Annotated in this window: 14 protein-coding genes; 8 read left to right on the top strand and 6 right to left on the bottom strand. The window is 69.8% G+C overall.

Annotation, left to right across the window (positions count from 1 at the left end):
• Window positions 1-15: 15 nt before the first annotated feature.
• Window positions 16-2,535: a DUF4175 domain-containing protein gene (locus DYS74_RS00645; RefSeq protein WP_121530233.1), complete on the top strand. Its 2,520-nt coding sequence runs from the start codon at window positions 16-18 to the stop codon at window positions 2,533-2,535.
• 19 nt (window positions 2,536-2,554) lie between these two features.
• On the opposite strand, the gene DYS74_RS00650 is transcribed toward DYS74_RS00645, so the two are convergent.
• Entirely contained in the window at window positions 2,555-3,649 is a 1,095-nt protein-coding gene (locus tag DYS74_RS00650) for a zinc-ribbon domain-containing protein (protein ID WP_183077418.1), read from the bottom strand.
• A gap of 107 nt (window positions 3,650-3,756) precedes the next feature.
• Between DYS74_RS00650 and DYS74_RS00655 the strand changes: the two genes are divergently transcribed.
• From DYS74_RS00655 to DYS74_RS00665, 3 genes are read left to right on the top strand one after another with little or no spacing between them, the layout of a single operon-like run.
• Complete coding sequence (locus DYS74_RS00655) at window positions 3,757-4,428, top strand: cell division ATP-binding protein FtsE (RefSeq protein WP_121530235.1); 672 nt, start codon at window positions 3,757-3,759, stop codon at window positions 4,426-4,428.
• Window positions 4,428-5,321 carry a cell division protein FtsX gene (locus tag DYS74_RS00660; protein ID WP_183077419.1) on the top strand — a complete coding sequence of 298 codons (894 nt, stop codon included), beginning with the start codon at window positions 4,428-4,430 and terminating at the stop codon, window positions 5,319-5,321. Before DYS74_RS00655 ends, DYS74_RS00660 begins: the two co-directional genes overlap by 1 nt.
• Window positions 5,321-6,109, top strand: a complete 789-nt coding sequence (locus DYS74_RS00665) for a lysophospholipid acyltransferase family protein (protein WP_245965154.1) — start codon at window positions 5,321-5,323, stop codon at window positions 6,107-6,109. The genes DYS74_RS00660 and DYS74_RS00665 overlap by 1 nt, the downstream gene beginning before the upstream one ends.
• 19 nt (window positions 6,110-6,128) lie before the next feature.
• Here DYS74_RS00665 and DYS74_RS00670 read toward each other — a convergent pair whose 3' ends face one another.
• On the bottom strand, window positions 6,129-6,443 hold the full coding sequence (locus DYS74_RS00670; protein WP_121530236.1) for a DMT family transporter: 315 nt from the start codon (window positions 6,441-6,443) through the stop codon (window positions 6,129-6,131).
• Complete coding sequence (locus DYS74_RS00675) at window positions 6,440-7,402, bottom strand: acetyl-CoA carboxylase carboxyltransferase subunit alpha (protein ID WP_121530237.1); 963 nt, start codon at window positions 7,400-7,402, stop codon at window positions 6,440-6,442. The genes DYS74_RS00670 and DYS74_RS00675 overlap by 4 nt, the downstream gene beginning before the upstream one ends.
• Window positions 7,403-7,542: 140 nt before the next feature.
• Here DYS74_RS00675 and DYS74_RS00680 point away from each other — a divergent pair, with 140 nt between their 5' ends.
• Window positions 7,543-8,007, top strand: a complete 465-nt coding sequence (locus DYS74_RS00680) for an AraC family transcriptional regulator (RefSeq protein WP_183077420.1) — start codon at window positions 7,543-7,545, stop codon at window positions 8,005-8,007.
• A 131-nt stretch (window positions 8,008-8,138) separates the two neighbouring features.
• Here DYS74_RS00680 and DYS74_RS00685 read toward each other — a convergent pair whose 3' ends face one another.
• Window positions 8,139-9,095, bottom strand: coding sequence for an L-malyl-CoA/beta-methylmalyl-CoA lyase (locus tag DYS74_RS00685; RefSeq protein ID WP_121530239.1), 957 nt, complete (start codon window positions 9,093-9,095; stop codon window positions 8,139-8,141).
• A gap of 276 nt (window positions 9,096-9,371) precedes the next feature.
• On the opposite strand from DYS74_RS00685, the gene dgcN reads away from it, so the two are divergent.
• The 3 genes from dgcN (at window position 9,372) to DYS74_RS00700 (ending at window position 12,282) form a co-directional block, all read left to right on the top strand.
• Window positions 9,372-10,379 (top strand): N-acetyltransferase DgcN, encoded by a 1,008-nt coding sequence (gene dgcN, locus DYS74_RS00690; protein WP_121530240.1) that lies wholly within the window; start codon window positions 9,372-9,374, stop codon window positions 10,377-10,379.
• A gap of 66 nt (window positions 10,380-10,445) precedes the next feature.
• On the top strand, window positions 10,446-11,408 hold the full coding sequence (gene dgcA, locus DYS74_RS00695) for an N-acetyl-D-Glu racemase DgcA (RefSeq protein WP_121530241.1): 963 nt from the start codon (window positions 10,446-10,448) through the stop codon (window positions 11,406-11,408).
• A 13-nt stretch (window positions 11,409-11,421) separates the two neighbouring features.
• On the top strand, window positions 11,422-12,282 hold the full coding sequence (locus tag DYS74_RS00700) for a D-amino-acid transaminase (RefSeq protein WP_121530242.1): 861 nt from the start codon (window positions 11,422-11,424) through the stop codon (window positions 12,280-12,282).
• A gap of 55 nt (window positions 12,283-12,337) precedes the next feature.
• On the opposite strand, the gene DYS74_RS00705 is transcribed toward DYS74_RS00700, so the two are convergent.
• Window positions 12,338-12,787: a hypothetical protein gene (locus DYS74_RS00705; RefSeq protein ID WP_121530243.1), complete on the bottom strand. Its 450-nt coding sequence runs from the start codon at window positions 12,785-12,787 to the stop codon at window positions 12,338-12,340.
• Window positions 12,788-12,863: 76 nt separating this feature from the next.
• A complete protein-coding gene (locus DYS74_RS19015) occupies window positions 12,864-14,807 on the bottom strand; it encodes a calcium-binding protein (protein WP_121530244.1) in 1,944 nt (647 codons plus the stop codon).
• Between the last annotated feature and the right edge of the window lie 6 nt (window positions 14,808-14,813).

The raw sequence follows: 14,813 nt of genomic DNA on the forward strand, positions 1-14,813 counted from the left end.
GGCCGGAAAGGCAAGATGCAGCGACGCCCCCGTTCCGCCCCCACAGCGCCGATCGCGGCGCTGGCCCGCCCGATTGCGCTGACCCGGGCGGGGCTGGCGCTGGAGCGGGGTCTGCGGGCGTTCTGGCCGGCGCTGTCGCTGCTGGCACTGGCCTTTACCGCGCTCGCCTTCCGCCTGCCCGCGCTGCTGCCGCCCGGTGGCGGGCGCATCGCGGCGGGGATCTTTGGCCTTGCGCTGATCGCCGCGCTCGGCGCCGGCCTGTGGCGCTTTCGCTGGCCGACACGGGCCGAGGCGATCGCCCGGCTTGACGCGACGCTGCCGGGCCGGCCGCTCACCGCGCTCACCGATGCGATGGCGCTTGGCCAGACCGACCCGGCAAGCGCTGCGCTCTGGCAGGCGCATCTCGACCGCAGCGCACGTGCCGCGGCGGGTGCCCGTCCGGTGCCGCCCGCGCCCGACCTTGCCCCCCGCGACCCTTTCGCGCTGCGCATCGCGGCGCTGAGCGCCGCGGTGATGGCGCTGATCTTCGGTGCGCCACTGGCGCTCTTCGAACCCGGCGCCCGCCCCGGCACGCCGGGCGGCGCCGAGGCGGCGATGGGGCCGAGCTGGGAAGGCTGGGCCGAGCCGCCGCGCTATACCGGCAAGCCCGGGCTCTACCTCAACAAGCTGGAACATGACGCGGTGGCGCTGCCCGAGGGCACGCGCTTTTCCTTCCGCTTCTACGGCGCGCCGGTGCCCTTCGAGGAAAGCGTCTCGAACCCCGCCGCCGCGCCCGATGCCGCCGCCGATCCGCAGCGCCGCGATTTCGAGGCGGTGCGCTCGGGGCGCATCCATCTGGGCGGCACCGGCGGGCGCGATTTCATCGTCACGCTTTTGCCCGACGCGGCGCCCTCGGTGGTGCTGGTGGGGCAGGCGGAACGGCGCGCCGACGGCAAGCTCTCGCAGCCCTTCCACGCGCTTGACGATTACGCCGTGACCGCCGGCGAGGCGCGGATCACCCTTGATCTGGAGGCGGTCGACCGCCGCTATGGGCTGAGCGTCGCGCCCGAGCCGCGGCCGGATCTGGTCTATGACCTGCCGATGCCGATCTCGGGCTCGCGCGCCGATTTCTCCGAGGCGCTGGTCGAGGATGCGGCCGAGCACCCCTGGGCGAACCTGCCGGTGACGCTGAGCCTGTCGGTGACGGATGGCCGCGGGCAGATGGGTGACACCGGGGTGCAGCATCTGGTGCTGCCCGGCCGGCGCTTCTTCGACCCGCGCGCCGCGGCGCTGATCGAGGCGCGCCGCGATCTGCTGTGGTCGCGCGAGAACGGCCCGCGCACCGCCGAGATCCTGCGCGCGATCACCAACCGCCCCGAGGGGCTGTTCCCGAAGGCCGACATGGCGCCGACGCTGCGGCTGGCCGCGCGGCGGGTCGAGGTGCCGGGGCTGACGCCCGAGGTGCGCGACGAGGTGGCGGCGATGCTGTGGCAGATGGCCGAGCTGCTCGAGGATGGCGGGCTTTCGGATGCGCTGGCCGCGATGGAGCAGGCGCAGCAGCGGCTGAGCGAGGCGATGCGCAACGGCGCCTCGAAGGACGAGATCGCCAAGCTGATGCAGGAGCTGAAGGAGGCGACCGACAATTACCTGAAGATGCTGGCCGAGCGCGACGCGCAAAAGGAGCAGGGCCCGCAATTCGGCCAGCAGGGGCCGAGCCAGCAGATTACCGGCGACCAGATCCAGCAGATGATGGACGCGATCCAGAAGCTGATGGAAGAGGGGCGCATGGCCGAGGCGCAGGAGCTGCTCGATCAGCTCGCCCGGATGATGCAGAACCTGAAGGTCACGCAGGGCCAGGGCGGGCAGGGCGACGGCCCCGGCAGCCAGTCGATGAAGGACCTGGGCGAGACCCTGCGCGAGCAGCAGAAGCTGTCCGATGACGCCTTCCGGCAGATGCAGCAGCCGCCGGGGGCCGGGCAGGACGGCATGGGCAACGAGGCCGTGCCCGACGGGCAGGGAGCCACGGATGGCGGGCAGAGCCTGGCCGACCGGCAGCGCGCGCTGCGCCGCGAGCTTGACCGCCAGCGCGGGCTGATGCCGCGGCTTGGCGCCGAGGCGGGCGATGCCGCGCGCCAGCGCCTCGAAGAGGCGGGGCGCTCGATGGACCGCGCCGAGCAGGCGCTGCGGCAGGGGGAGAACGGCGCCGCGCTCGACCGGCAGGCCGACGCGATCGAGGCGCTGCGCGAGGGCATGCGCAACCTTGGTCAGGCGATGGCCGAGGAGCAGGGCCGCGGCACGCCGGGGCAGGGCGCCGAGGGCGAACAGCGGATGGGCGATGCGACGGGCGGCAATGGCGCGCGCGAGCTGCCGCGCGACCCGCTCGGCCGGACGACGGGCGAGGGCGGGCGGATCACCAGCAATCAGGACCTGCTCTCGGGCGAGGACGTGCGCCGCCGCGCGCAGGATCTGCTCGACGAGATCCGCCGCCGCTCGGGCGAACGGCTGCGGCCCGAGGACGAGCGCGATTATCTGAAACGGCTGCTCGACCGGTTCTGAGCGGGCCGGGCCGGCGCGCTCAGCCTTTGGTGTGCGGCTGCAGGGTCTCGATCACGCCGCGCAGCTGGCCATCGAGCCAGACCCGCCCCTCGTTCACCGCGCCGACATAGGCGCGGAGCGCGGGGGCAAGCGGCGGCACCGCGGCGCCAAGCCGGGGCGCAAGGCCGTAAAGCGCGGCCAGCACCACGGCGGCCCCCATCACCAGCGTGAAGCCGAGCCGGAAGCCCGAGCGTTGCCGCGCGAGCACTTGCGGCGTGTCATGCGCCGCGGCCTCGCCGGCGCGGTCGGCGCTCGCCCGCAGGGTCGAGTTGATCTGCTCGATATCCGGCAGCCGGCCGCGGCCGCGCGGGGCACCGCCTGCGGGGGCATCCTCGCGCTCGTTCAGATCGGCGAAGCGTTCTTCTTCGAGCGCTTCCTCGGAGGTGGACAGGTCGCTGAAATCGGGCACGGTGCGCGCCGAGGGCGCGGCGGCGATGGCCGCGAGCTTGGCGGCGGCACGGCTCGCCGCGGCCGTGGGCGGCGGCTCGAGGTTCATCTCTTCCTGCGTCTCGAGGGGCGCGGCCGTGCCCTCGGCGCGGCGGGCGCGGGCCTCGCGCTCGGCTTCTTCTCGCAGGATCGCAAGCAGGCTGTCATCGAGCGTGCGGCGCTGCGGCGGGGCCGCGGGCTCGGCTGCGGGCGCGGGGGCAGGCGCGGACGCCGGGGAGGGCTCTGCGATGGCCTCTTCCGCCTGCACAACCTCCGCAGGCGCCTCCTCTGCGGCGATCTCGGCCAGTGCTTCGGCCAGCGCCGCGTCTTCGGGATCCTCGGGCTCTTCGTCTTCCGGCCCGGCAGGCGGCGCGTCCGCGCCAACCGCCTCGGGCGCGGCCTCTGCCGGCGCCTCGGGCATGTCCTCTTCGGGGATCTCCCACCCCTCCGGAGCGGCGAGAGCCTCGGGCGTCCCGTCCTCCTCGGCCTCGAGCATGGTGCGGCTCTTCTGGAACCACAGCTGCCCGCAGGCGGAACATTGAACGTCGCGCCCGGCCTCCGGGATCACCGCGTCGTCGACCTCATATTGTGCGCCGCAATTCGGGCAGATCAGCCGCATGCCCGCTCCCATCCCGCTGTCACAAGCCATTCTGGCAATTCTTCTGTACATGTTGTAGCAAGCGCGTGATCAATATCCAAGGGTTTGCGTTCCGAGGACAATTCCGTCCCGGTGCCACCAGATGAAGGGGCCGTGCAGTGATCGAGCTGCAAAATGTCGCCATGGGCTACGGCGGGAGCGAGCTCGTCGCCGAGATGACGCTGAAGCTGGTGCCCGGATCGTTCCATTTCCTCACCGGCCCGTCCGGGGCGGGCAAGACCAGCTTTCTCAAGCTGTGCTATGCCGAGATGCTGCCCTCGGCGGGCTATCTGAACCTGTTCGGGCAGGACGTGCGCACGATGACGCGCGACGACATCGCCCATGTCCGGCAGAAGATCGGCGTGGTGCATCAGGACTGCCAGTTCCTCGACCACCTGCCGGTGGCCGAGAACGTGGCGCTGCCGCTGACGGTGACCGGGCGCTCGGTCGACGGGGCCGAGCTGCGCGAGCTGCTGAGCTGGGTCGGGCTGCGGGCGCAGGCCGGTGCGCTGCCGCCGCAGCTCTCGGGCGGCGAGCGTCAGCGCGCGGCACTGGCCCGCGCGGTGATGATGTCGCCCGAGGTGATCATCGCCGACGAACCGACCGGCAACCTCGACTGGGAGATGTCGCTGCGCCTGCTGTCGCTGCTGGTCGAGCTGAACCGGATGGGCAAGACCGTGGTGATCGCCACCCATGACCTGAACCTGATCCGTCAGGCGAAGGCGCAGGTCTCGGCCCGGGTGCTGCGGATCGCGAACCGGCGGTTGCATCTGGCGGGGGCGGATCTGTGATGATGCGACTGACGATGTTCCGCGCCGACATGAGCGCCACCGACCGCGTCGTGCCGCCCTCGGGGCACACGGCCAACCTGACCGTGCTGACCTCGGCGGCGATGGCCTTCCTCGCCGTCTTCGCGCTGGCGCTGTCGCTCGCCTCCGGCCGGCTCGCAGATCGCTGGTCCGAGGCGCTGGCGCGCTCGGCCACGATCCGGATCTCGGCCCCGCCCGAGCAGATCGAGGCGCAGACCAAGGCGGTGCTCGACGCATTGTCGACGACGCCCGGGGTCGAGAGCTATCGCGCCCTCGACGACGCCGAGATGAAGAAGCTGCTCGATCCGTGGTTCGGGCCCGACCTGCCGGTCGACAGCCTGCCGCTGCCGAAGCTGGTCGAGCTGACCGAGACCGCGCAGGGCATGGACACCGAGGGGCTGCGGCTGCGGCTTGCGGCCGAGGCGCCCGGGGCGGTGCTCGATGACCACACGCGCTGGCGCCGGCCGCTGGTTGCGGCCGCCGGCCGGCTGCGGTTCCTCGGCTGGCTGTCGATGATCCTGATCGGCGGGGCGATGGCGGGGATGATCACCCTTGCCGCGCAGGCGGCGCTTGCCGCGAACGGGCAGGTGATCCGCACGCTCCGGCTGGTCGGCGCGCGCGACGCCTTCATCGCCCAGGCCTTCGTGCGCCGCTTCACCCTGCGCGGGCTGACCGGCGCCGCCGCGGGCACCGTGGTCGCGATGATCGCCATCGCGCTGCTGCCCGCCACGGACGAGGCCGGCGGCTTCCTCACGGGGCTCGGCTTCACCGGCTGGGGCTGGCTCTGGCCGCTGTTCATCCCGCCGCTGGCAGCCCTTGTGGCCTTTGGCGCGACCCGCCACGCGGCCTTCCGCATGCTGAAGGAGGTGCGCTGATGGTGCCGGCAGACAAGATGCGCCCGGGCAAGGTGACCTGGTTCACCTATCTGCGCTCGGTCTTCTTCTACATCCACATCGCGCTGGTGACGCTGGTTCTCGGCCTGTGGGGGGTGATCTTCCAGGTGCCGTGGTTCGGCCGCAGCGGCGTGCACCGCGTCGCCTCGGTCTGGAGCCATGCGCTTCTGTGGGCGGCGAAGGTCGATCTTGGCCTGAGCTACGAGATCCGCGGAGAGCCGCCCGTGGGGGACTGCATCATCGGCGCCAAGCATCAGAGCTTCTTCGATATCCTGATCATTGCCCGCCACGCGCCCGAGCGTGCCTTCATCATGAAGAAGCAGATCCTGCGCGTGCCGGTGATGGGCTGGTTCGCCTGGAAGGCGGGCTGCATCCCGATCGACCGCTCGAAGGGATCGGAGGCGATGAAGGTGATGCTGTCGGAAGTGACGGCGCGGCAGCAGGGCGAGGGGCTCGGTCAGCTCATCGTCTACCCCGAGGGCACGCGGGTGAAGCCGGGCGAGAAGCGGCGCTACAAGCCGGGCATCGGCGCGCTCTACGAGGCGACGGGGCTGCCGGTGGTGCCGGTGGCGACCAATGTCGGGCTGTTCTGGTCGAAGCGCGGCTTCCCGATCCGCTCGGGCGTGGGCGTCGTCGAATATCTGCCGGCGATCGCGCCGGGGATGCAGCTGCACCCGCTGATGGAGCGCATCGAGGCCGAGGTCGAGGGCACGTCGGATGCGCTGATGGCCGAGGCGGGGTTCGTCGCGAAGGACGCGGGCCGGCGCTGAGGCGCCGGACCTAGACGGCTCAGGCGATCTTCAGCGCGGCGATGCCGGCGACGATCAGCACCACGCCCAGCCCGTGCATCAGGTTCAGCGGTTCGGTGAAGAACATCGCGGCATAGATCATCGTGCCAAGCGCGCCGATGCCGCTCCAGACCGCATAGGCGGTGCCGACCGGCAGCGCGCGCATCGCATTCGCCAGCATCAGGAAGCTGATCACCACCGTCACCACGGTGACCACCGAGGGCACCAGCCGGGTGAAGCCCTCAGAGTATTTCAGCCCGACCGCCCAGACCACCTCGAGCAGCCCGGCGATGGCAAGGGTGATCCAGGGGTTCACGCGGCGAGGCCCTTCGAGCCCATGTCGAGGAACTTCCGGCGGCGGTCCTTGATCAGCTCGGCCGGCTTCTTGCCCTTCATCTCGTCGAGCATCAGCGCGATCTCCGAACCGACCGAGGCGATGGTCGCGGCGCGGTCGCGCTGTGCCCCGCCAAGCGGCTCCTTGATGATCCGGTCGATCACCGCAAGCTTCTTCAGATCCTGCGCGGTCAGGCGCAGCGCCTCGGCGGCCTCGCGCATCTTCTCGGCATCCTTCCACAGGATCGAGGCGCAGCCCTCGGGCGAGATCACCGAATAGACGGAATGCTCGAGCATCGCGATCCGGTTCGCCGTGGCGAAGGCCACCGCGCCGCCCGAACCGCCCTCGCCGATGATGACCGAGACCAGCGGCACGCCGATCTGCAGGCATTTCTCGGTCGAGCGGGCGATCGCCTCGGCTTGGCCGCGCTCTTCCGCGCCCTTGCCCGGATAGGCGCCGGGGGTGTCGACGAGGGTGATGACCGGCAGCCGGAAGCGGTCGGCCATGTCCATCAGGCGGATTGCCTTGCGATAGCCCTCGGGGCGGGCCATGCCGAAGTTGCGCTCGATCCGGCTTGCGGTGTCATGGCCCTTCTCGTGGCCGATCACCATCACCGGCGCGTCGTTGAAGCGGGCAAGCCCGCCCATGATCGCGTGGTCGTCGGCGAAGTTCCGGTCGCCGGCGAGCGGCGTGTATTCGGTGAACAGCGCCTCGATGTAATCCTTGCAATGCGGCCGGTCGGGATGGCGCGCGACCTGGGTCTTCCGCCAGGGGCTCAGATCCTTGTAGAGGTCCTTGAGCAGCTGCGCCGCCTTCTTGTCGAGCGCGGCGGCCTCCTTCTCGACATCCATCTCCTCGTTGGCGCGCGCCAGTGCCCGCAGCTCCTCCGCCTTGCCCTCGATTTCCGCGAGCGGCTTTTCGAACTCGAGATAGGTGGCCATCGAAACCCTCCGTCAGTGCTGCCGACTATATGCCGGCGCGGCGCGGGAATTGCAACTGACGCGGCGGGAAGGTGACGGAGCGCCTGCACGGTGGCATGCTGGACCGGGGAGGATCCGGCACGGGTGAAGGAGCGGATCCGATGGGCCACGAGATTTCGGTTCGGGAACTTGGCGCGGCGCGGCTGGCGGGGGTGCTGCACCGCGGCGACTATCGCAAGCTGGGCACCAGCTTCGAGCGGCTGCGCGAGCTGCTCGGCCCCGGGGACTGGGCGCAGGTGCGCCGCGCGGCGGCGGTTGGGCACGACAATCCGCGCCGCACCGCCGAGGCCGACCTGCGTGCCCATGCCTGCGTGCTGGTCACCGAGGCCTTCGCGCTGCGCCCGCCGTTCGAGGAAATCCGTTATCCTGCGGGACGATACGCGGTCATGCTGCTGCGTGGCCCCTGCGATCAGCTGCCCGAGGCCGGGCGCGGGTTCATCGAGGACTGGCTTGCCGCCTCGGGCGAGGTGGCGGCCGGCCCGGCGCCCTACGAGGTCTATCTGAACGATCCGCGCGACACCGCGCCGGCCGACCTGCTGACCGAGGTGCGGCTGCCGCTGGTCTGAGGGGGCGGAAAAGGAAAACGCCCCGATCCTTGGATCGGGGCGCCCCTGTTTCCCTCATGCAGGCGGGGCCTCCCCTCCCCACCGCTCCGGGATCCAGACCGATTCGCCTGGGCGAATCGTTTTCATAGTGCTCAACCTTTCATCATTTCGGACTGTCTGACAATAACTTCCGCCTGCCGGATCGAAGCAATATCGACAAGACGGCCCTTGTAGACGGTGGCGCCGGCGCCCTCGGCCTTGGCCTTCTCCATCGCGGCAAGGATTTCGCGCGCTTCGGCGACTGCGGCCTCCGACGGCGTGAAGACCTCGTTGGCCAGCGCGACCTGCTTCGGATGGATCGCCCATTTGCCGACCATGCCGAGCGTGGCCGAGCGCAGCGCCTGCGCGCGGAAGCCCTCGTCGTCCGAGAAATCGCCGAACGGGCCGTCGACCGGCAGGATGCCATGGGTGCGGCAGGCGGCGACGATCGCGGTCTGCGCCCAGTGCCACGGGTCCGACCAGTATTTCGCGCCCTCGCGGATCATGTAGTAGTTTTCCTGCGTGCCGCCGATGCCGGTCGTGGCCATCCCCATCGAGGCGGCGAAGTCGGCGGCGCCCAGGCTCATCGCCTGCAGGCGCGGGCTCGAGGCGGCGATTTCCTCGACATGGGCGATGCCGGCGGCGGTCTCGATGATGACCTCGAGCGAGATCCGCTTCTTGCGGCCCTTCGCGGCTTCGATCGCGGTGACCAGCGCATCGACGGCATAGACGTCGGCGGCGCAGCCCACCTTCGGGATCATGATCTGGTCGATGCGCTCGGAGCCCTCTTCCAGCAGCTCGACGACGTCGCGATACCAATAGGGGGTGTCGAGGCCGTTGATCCGCACCGACAGATACTTGCTGCCCCAGTCGATGTCATGCGAGGCGGCGATGATGTTGCGCCGGGCCTGCGCCTTGTCGTCGGGGGCGACCGAATCCTCTAGGTCGAGGTTGATCACGTCCGCGGCCGAGCTGGCCATCTTCTCGAAGATCGCCGGGCGCGAGCCGGGTCCGAAAAGCTGGCAGCGGTTGGGACGGGCGGGGGCAGGCGGCTGGACGCGGAAGCTCATGGCACCTCTCGGCAAGTATGTTACGAGTTTTGTTGCCGTTGGGATATAATCTTGCGCATCCGCATGCAAGCCTTGTTTCGCAATCGCAGAATCGCGCGCCCGTCGTGGTGATGAATTTCATGGCAGAAAGAAAACTTGCATCTTTCTTCGACAAATCTCAGAAAGTGTCGAAGATTCTGCGATGTCCTGTGCGATCGCGGCGCATGTTTCTCAGGAAATCCGGTGCGGCCGCGGTAATCTTTCGCCAAACACCCCATCAGCACGGCCGAGGAACCCATGGCGCAGATCGAGACCCCCTATCTTCTTTTCCTGGGCGACGCGCCCGACCAGCTGGCCGCGAAGGTCGCGCAGGGCATCAAGGACTGGCGCCCGGAATTCGCCGTGGGCCAGTACCGGATGGAGGGCTGCAAGGCCGACATGGGCCTGCCGGACATGAACCTCGCGACGGCGAAGGCCGCCGGCTGCAGGACGCTGGTGATCGGCGTGGCGAACCGCGGCGGCATCATCTCGCCCGCGTGGAAGAAGGTTCTGGTCGCGGCGCTGGAAGAGGGCTTCGATCTGGCGTCGGGGCTGCACAACCTGCTGCGCGACGAGCCCGAGCTTGTTGCCGTGGCGCAGGCCTGCGGCCGCACCCTGCATGACGTGCGCGTGCCCTCGGTCGCCTATCCGATCGCGAATGGCGTGAAGCGCACGGGCAAGCGCATGCTGGCCGTCGGCACCGACTGCTCGGTCGGCAAGATGTACACCGCGCTCTGCATCGAGAAGGAGATGCGCGCCCGCGGCATGGCGGCCGATTTCCGCGCCACCGGCCAGACCGGGATTCTCATCACCGGCGACGGCGTGCCGCTTGACGCGGTGATCGCCGATTTCATGGCGGGCTCGGTCGAATATCTGACCCCCGACAATGACGCCGAGCACTGGGACCTGATCGAGGGGCAGGGCAGCCTGTTCCACGTCAGCTATTCCGGCGTGACCATGGCGCTGGTGCATGGCGGCCAGCCCGACGCGCTGGTGCTGTGCCACGAGCCGACGCGGCCCCACATGCGCGGCCTGCCGGGCTACACTCTGCCCTCGCTCGAGGCGCTGCGCGACGTGGCGCTGACGCTCGCCCGCGTGGCGAACCCGGCCTGCGTGGTCGTCGGCATCTCGGTCAACACCCAGCACATGGCCGAGGACGAGGCGAAGGCCTATCTCGCCAGGCTCGAGGCCGAGATGGGCCTGCCCGCCACCGACCCCTTCCGCTTCGGTGCGGAAAAGCTCGTGGACGCGCTCGCCGCGATCTGAGACGGTGACACCCGCCGGGGGGATGCCCTCGGCGGGACTATTCTTGCCAAGAAAAGGGGGGACGGGATGATTTCCGTGACCGCGGATGTGTTCCGCCTGGCCGAGGTCTTCACCATCTCGCGCGGCAGCCGCACCGAGGCGAAGGTGCTGACGGTGCGGATCGAGCGCAATGGCGTGACCGGCTGGGGCGAATGCGTGCCCTATGCGCGCTATGGCGAAAGCCTTGAGACGGTGACCGCGCAGATCGCGACGCTTCCGGCCGCGATCACCCGCGCCGAGCTGCAAGAGGCGCTGCCGCCGGGGGCCGCGCGCAATGCCGTCGACTGTGCGCTGTGGGATCTCGAGGCGAAGGCCGCGGGCAAGCGGGTGTGGGAGCTGGCGGGCCTTGCCGCGCCCGGGCCGCAGACCACCGCCTATACGCTCTCGCTCGACACGCCCGAACGGATGCGGGCGGCGGCGGCAAGGAATGCCGCGCGGCCGCTGCTGAAGATCAAGCTTGGCACCCCCGACGACATGCCGCGGCTTGAAGCCGTGCGGGCGGGCGCGCCCGCCTCGACGATCATCGTCGACGCGAACGAGGGCTGGAGCGCCGAGGTCTATGCCGATCTCGCGCCGCATCTCGTGCGCCTTGGCGTCGCGCTGGTCGAACAGCCGCTGCCGGCGGCCGCCGATGAAGACCTGATCGGGCTTGCCCGCCCGGTGCCGGTCTGTGCCGATGAAAGCTGTCATGACCGCGCGAGCCTTGCCCACCTCAAGGGCAAGTATGACATGATCAACATCAAGCTCGACAAGACCGGCGGTCTGACCGAGGCGCTGGCGCTGCGCGATCTGGCCCGTGCCGAGGGCTATCGGGTGATGGTCGGCTGCATGGTCGGATCGAGTCTCGCGATGGCGCCCGCGGTGCTGGTTGCGCAGGGCGCGGAGGTTGTTGACCTTGACGGGCCGCTGCTTCTGGCCGAAGACCGCGACACGCCGCTGTGTTACGACGCAGGCCGCGTTTTCCCGCCCGAACCGGGCCTGTGGGGCTGAGAAGGAGATCTGCATGAGCCGCACCGTCTATCTGAATGGCCAGTATCTGCCCGAGGAAGAGGCCATGGTCTCGATCTTCGACCGTGGTTTCGTCATGGGCGACGCCGTCTACGAGGTGACCTGCGTCCTCGATGGCAAGCTGATCGAGTTCGAGGGCCACATGACCCGCCTCGAGCGCTCGCTGCGCGAGCTCGAGATGACCTGTGACATCAGCCGCGAGGAATGGCTGGCGATCCACCGCAAGCTGGTCGAGCTGAACGGCGTCACCGACGGCGGCGTCTATCTGCAGGTGACGCGCGGCAACGCGGGCGATCGCGACTTCCACTTCCCGCCGGCCGGCACGCCCGCGACCGTGGTGCTGTACACCCAGTCGAAGCCGGGCCTGGCGAATGACCCGCATGCGCTGACCGGCATCAAGGTGATCTCGGTTCCGGACCTGCGCTGGCACCGCCGCGACATCAAGACCGTGCAGCTCCTTTGGGCCTCGATGGCGAAGATGGCGGCCGAGAAGGCCGGCAAGGATGACGCCTGGTTCGTCGAGGACGGCTTCGTCACCGAGGGCTCGTCGAACAACTGCTACATCGTCAAGGGCAACAAGATCATCACCCGCAACCTGTCGAACGACATCCTGCACGGGATCACCCGCGGCTCGGTGCTGAAGATGGCGCGCGAGGCGCAGCTGGAGATCGAGGAACGCCCCTTCACCATCGAAGAGGCGCAGGCGGCCGACGAGGCCTTCTACACCTCGGCCTCGTCCTTCGTGATGCCGATTGTCGAAGTGGATGGCGTCAGCCTTGGCGACGGCACCCCGGGCCGGGTGTCGAAGCGCCTGCGCGAGATCTACATCGAGGAAAGCCGCAAGGTCGGGATCTGATCTTTCCCCGCACGGCGCCGATCAGGGCCCCGGCTTCGGTCGGGGCCTTTTCGTTTCAGGCATTGCTTCGGAAACGGAAGATTTCCGGGGTCAGGCGTGCGGCCACGGTGTCCTCGATCAGCAGCACCGGCGCGCCCGCGATCAGCACCCGGGTGTGCGGGCCCGCCTGTTCGAAGCGGATCTCCTCCGGGGCGGGGATGGGGATGTCGAGCTCGAGCTCGAGCAGGTCGCCCGGGGCGAAGCCGCGCACGCGGGTCAGGGTGGCGTCGGTGTCGTCCGCCTCGGCCTCGGCCGGTGCAAGCCCGGCCGCGACCCGGGCCAGAACCGTGTCATGGGCGTCCTCGGGCGGCGGCGCGTCGGCCGCCTCTGCCGGGAGCGCGTTCCGGGCCGGGGGAGGGGGCGCGGGCGCCTGCTCCTGTGCGCGTCGGGACGGGGCGAGCTCGGCCCAGGCCAGCAGGGCAAGCGCGCCGCCAAGGGCGATGAACAGGAGGAGAAGCAGGACCATCCGGGCCTCCGGGCTTTGCTTCAGCCTGCCGGCTGGCGCGCGCGCATGCAAGACATTCGTGCGCGCCGGTCCCCCGTCAGCCGTTCGCCGGTGCCGCGACCGAGACCGCGTAGCCGGCGCCGCTCGCCGGGTCGAGCACCGAGATGGTGGTGCCATCGCCCAGCGTGTCGAGCGTGCAGTCGGCCAGCCGCGCGACCAGCGTGTCGTTCACGAACAGCCCGACGCCGCCCTTGATGCTGTCCATCTGGAAGCTGTCCTGCGCCGGGTCGAAGCCGTCGACCACCACCTCGATCAGGTCGTTGGTGTTGAAATCGCTGATCGTGACCGGGGCGTCGCCCGGGGCCCAGACGATGCCGAAAGCGTCGTCGCCGTTGCCGCCGGTCATCGTGTCGCCGTCGTCGCCAAGCAGCAGGTCGTTCCCCGCACCGCCGTCAAGCCGGTCTGCGGCGCCCGCCAGGGGGTCGAGCGCGATCAGCGTATCGGTGCCCGAACCGCCCAGCAGCACGTCCTGGCCGGCATCGTCGGCGAGCAGATCGTTGCCGACATTACCCGCAAGCGTGTCATTGCCCGCGCCGCCGATCAGCGCATCGCTGCCGACGCCGCCGTTCAGGCTGTCGTCGCCCGCGCCGCCATCAAGACCGAAGACGCCGGCCTCGCGCAGTGCGCCGGTGATCTCGTCGGGCGAGGTGATGCCGTCGATCGCCTCGGACTCGAGCGCCGAGAAATCGCTGTCATTGCCCGCGTTGCCGAACAGCGTGTCGTTGCCGGTGCCGCCCGAGAGCGCATCGGCGCCGGTGCCACCGCTCAGGCTGTCGTCGCCCGCGCCGCCTGCCAGCACGTCGTTGCCATCCCAGCCGATCAGCGTGTCGCGCCCGCCGCCGCCCATCAGGCTGTCGTCGCCCGAGCCGCCGTGCAGGCTGTCATGCCCCGCGCCGCCCCCCAGCGTGTCGTCGCCCATGCCGCCTGTCAGCGTGTCGTCGCCGTTGTTGCCGGCGAGCTGGTCGAAGCCGTTGCCGCCCGAAAGGACGTCGTCGCCCCGACCGCCGGTCAGCCTATCGGGCCCGGCAAAGCCAAGGAGCGTGTCGCCGGCGTTGCCGGCGTCAAGCTCGTCGGCGCCATTGGTGCCGGGGATCTCGTGGCCTTCGGTGCCGGCGGCGTCCGTGCTGTCCACCGCGTCGGCGGCCTTTGTCATGTCCGAGACCCCATACCGGTAGCCGGTCGCGGTATCGGTCAGGAAGATCGAGTCGCCGGTGTGCAGATCCTCGAGCGTCGCGCCCTCGAGCGTGCCGACCAGCGCGTCGTTGACGTAGAGGCCGACGCCGCCCTCGAGGCTGTCCATCTGGAAGCTGTCGTGACCGGGGCGGAAGCCGTCGACCACGACCTCGACCATGTCACTGTCGTTGCTGAAGTCGGTGATCGTGACCGGGGCGTCGCCCGGGTTCCAGACGATTCCTAAACCGTCCTCGCCCTCGCCGCCGGTCATCGTGTCGCCATCGTCGCCAAGCATCACGTCGTCGCCCATGCCGCCCTCGAGCAGGTCGGCCGCGCCTGCCAAGGTGTCGAGCGCGATCAGCAGGTCGTCATTCGAACCGCCACGCAGTGTGTCGTGACCCGAATCGTCGGCCAGCAGGTCGTTGCCGACGTTGCCCGCGAGCGTGTCGTCGCCCCTCCCGCCGATCAGCGCATCGCGGCCGGTGCCGCCGTTCAGGCTGTCATCGCCCGCGCCACCATCAAGGCCGAAGACGCCGGCATCGTGCAGCGCGCCGGTCATGTCGTCGAGCGAGGTGATCCCGTCGAAGATGTCCGCATCGATGCCCGAGGCGTCGCGGTCATTGCCGCCGCCGCCCAGGATCGTGTCATCGCCTGCGCCGCCGGTCAGCATGTCGGGGCCCGAGGTGCCGGTCAGGCGCTGATCGTGCTGGGGCTCGTTCTGGTCCTCGTCAGTCTCACCGCCGACCCCGCTGAACGCGGCCCCGGCAAGACCGAGCGGCAGAAGCGCAAAGAGCCACAACATTTCCATGACGAA

Origin of the sequence: Paenirhodobacter hankyongi (assembly GCF_003664585.1) — a bacterium.
Lineage (GTDB): Bacteria > Pseudomonadota > Alphaproteobacteria > Rhodobacterales > Rhodobacteraceae > Rhodobacter > Rhodobacter hankyongi.

What these genes read in the sequence shown, in the direction of transcription:
- DYS74_RS00645 (WP_121530233.1), top strand. Translation starts at nt 16, where the DNA reads ATGCAGCGACGCCCCCGTTCCGCCCCCACAGCGCCGATCGCGGCGCTG.
- DYS74_RS00650 (WP_183077418.1), bottom strand. Translation starts at nt 3,649, where the DNA reads ATGGCTTGTGACAGCGGGATGGGAGCGGGCATGCGGCTGATCTGCCCG.
- DYS74_RS00660 (WP_183077419.1), top strand. Translation starts at nt 4,428, where the DNA reads ATGATGCGACTGACGATGTTCCGCGCCGACATGAGCGCCACCGACCGC.
- DYS74_RS00665 (WP_245965154.1), top strand. Translation starts at nt 5,321, where the DNA reads ATGGTGCCGGCAGACAAGATGCGCCCGGGCAAGGTGACCTGGTTCACC.
- DYS74_RS00675 (WP_121530237.1), bottom strand. Translation starts at nt 7,402, where the DNA reads ATGGCCACCTATCTCGAGTTCGAAAAGCCGCTCGCGGAAATCGAGGGC.
- DYS74_RS00680 (WP_183077420.1), top strand. Translation starts at nt 7,543, where the DNA reads ATGGGCCACGAGATTTCGGTTCGGGAACTTGGCGCGGCGCGGCTGGCG.
- DYS74_RS00685 (WP_121530239.1), bottom strand. Translation starts at nt 9,095, where the DNA reads ATGAGCTTCCGCGTCCAGCCGCCTGCCCCCGCCCGTCCCAACCGCTGC.
- dgcN (WP_121530240.1), top strand. Translation starts at nt 9,372, where the DNA reads ATGGCGCAGATCGAGACCCCCTATCTTCTTTTCCTGGGCGACGCGCCC.
- dgcA (WP_121530241.1), top strand. Translation starts at nt 10,446, where the DNA reads ATGATTTCCGTGACCGCGGATGTGTTCCGCCTGGCCGAGGTCTTCACC.
- DYS74_RS00700 (WP_121530242.1), top strand. Translation starts at nt 11,422, where the DNA reads ATGAGCCGCACCGTCTATCTGAATGGCCAGTATCTGCCCGAGGAAGAG.
- DYS74_RS00705 (WP_121530243.1), bottom strand. Translation starts at nt 12,787, where the DNA reads ATGGTCCTGCTTCTCCTCCTGTTCATCGCCCTTGGCGGCGCGCTTGCC.
- DYS74_RS19015 (WP_121530244.1), bottom strand. Translation starts at nt 14,807, where the DNA reads ATGGAAATGTTGTGGCTCTTTGCGCTTCTGCCGCTCGGTCTTGCCGGG.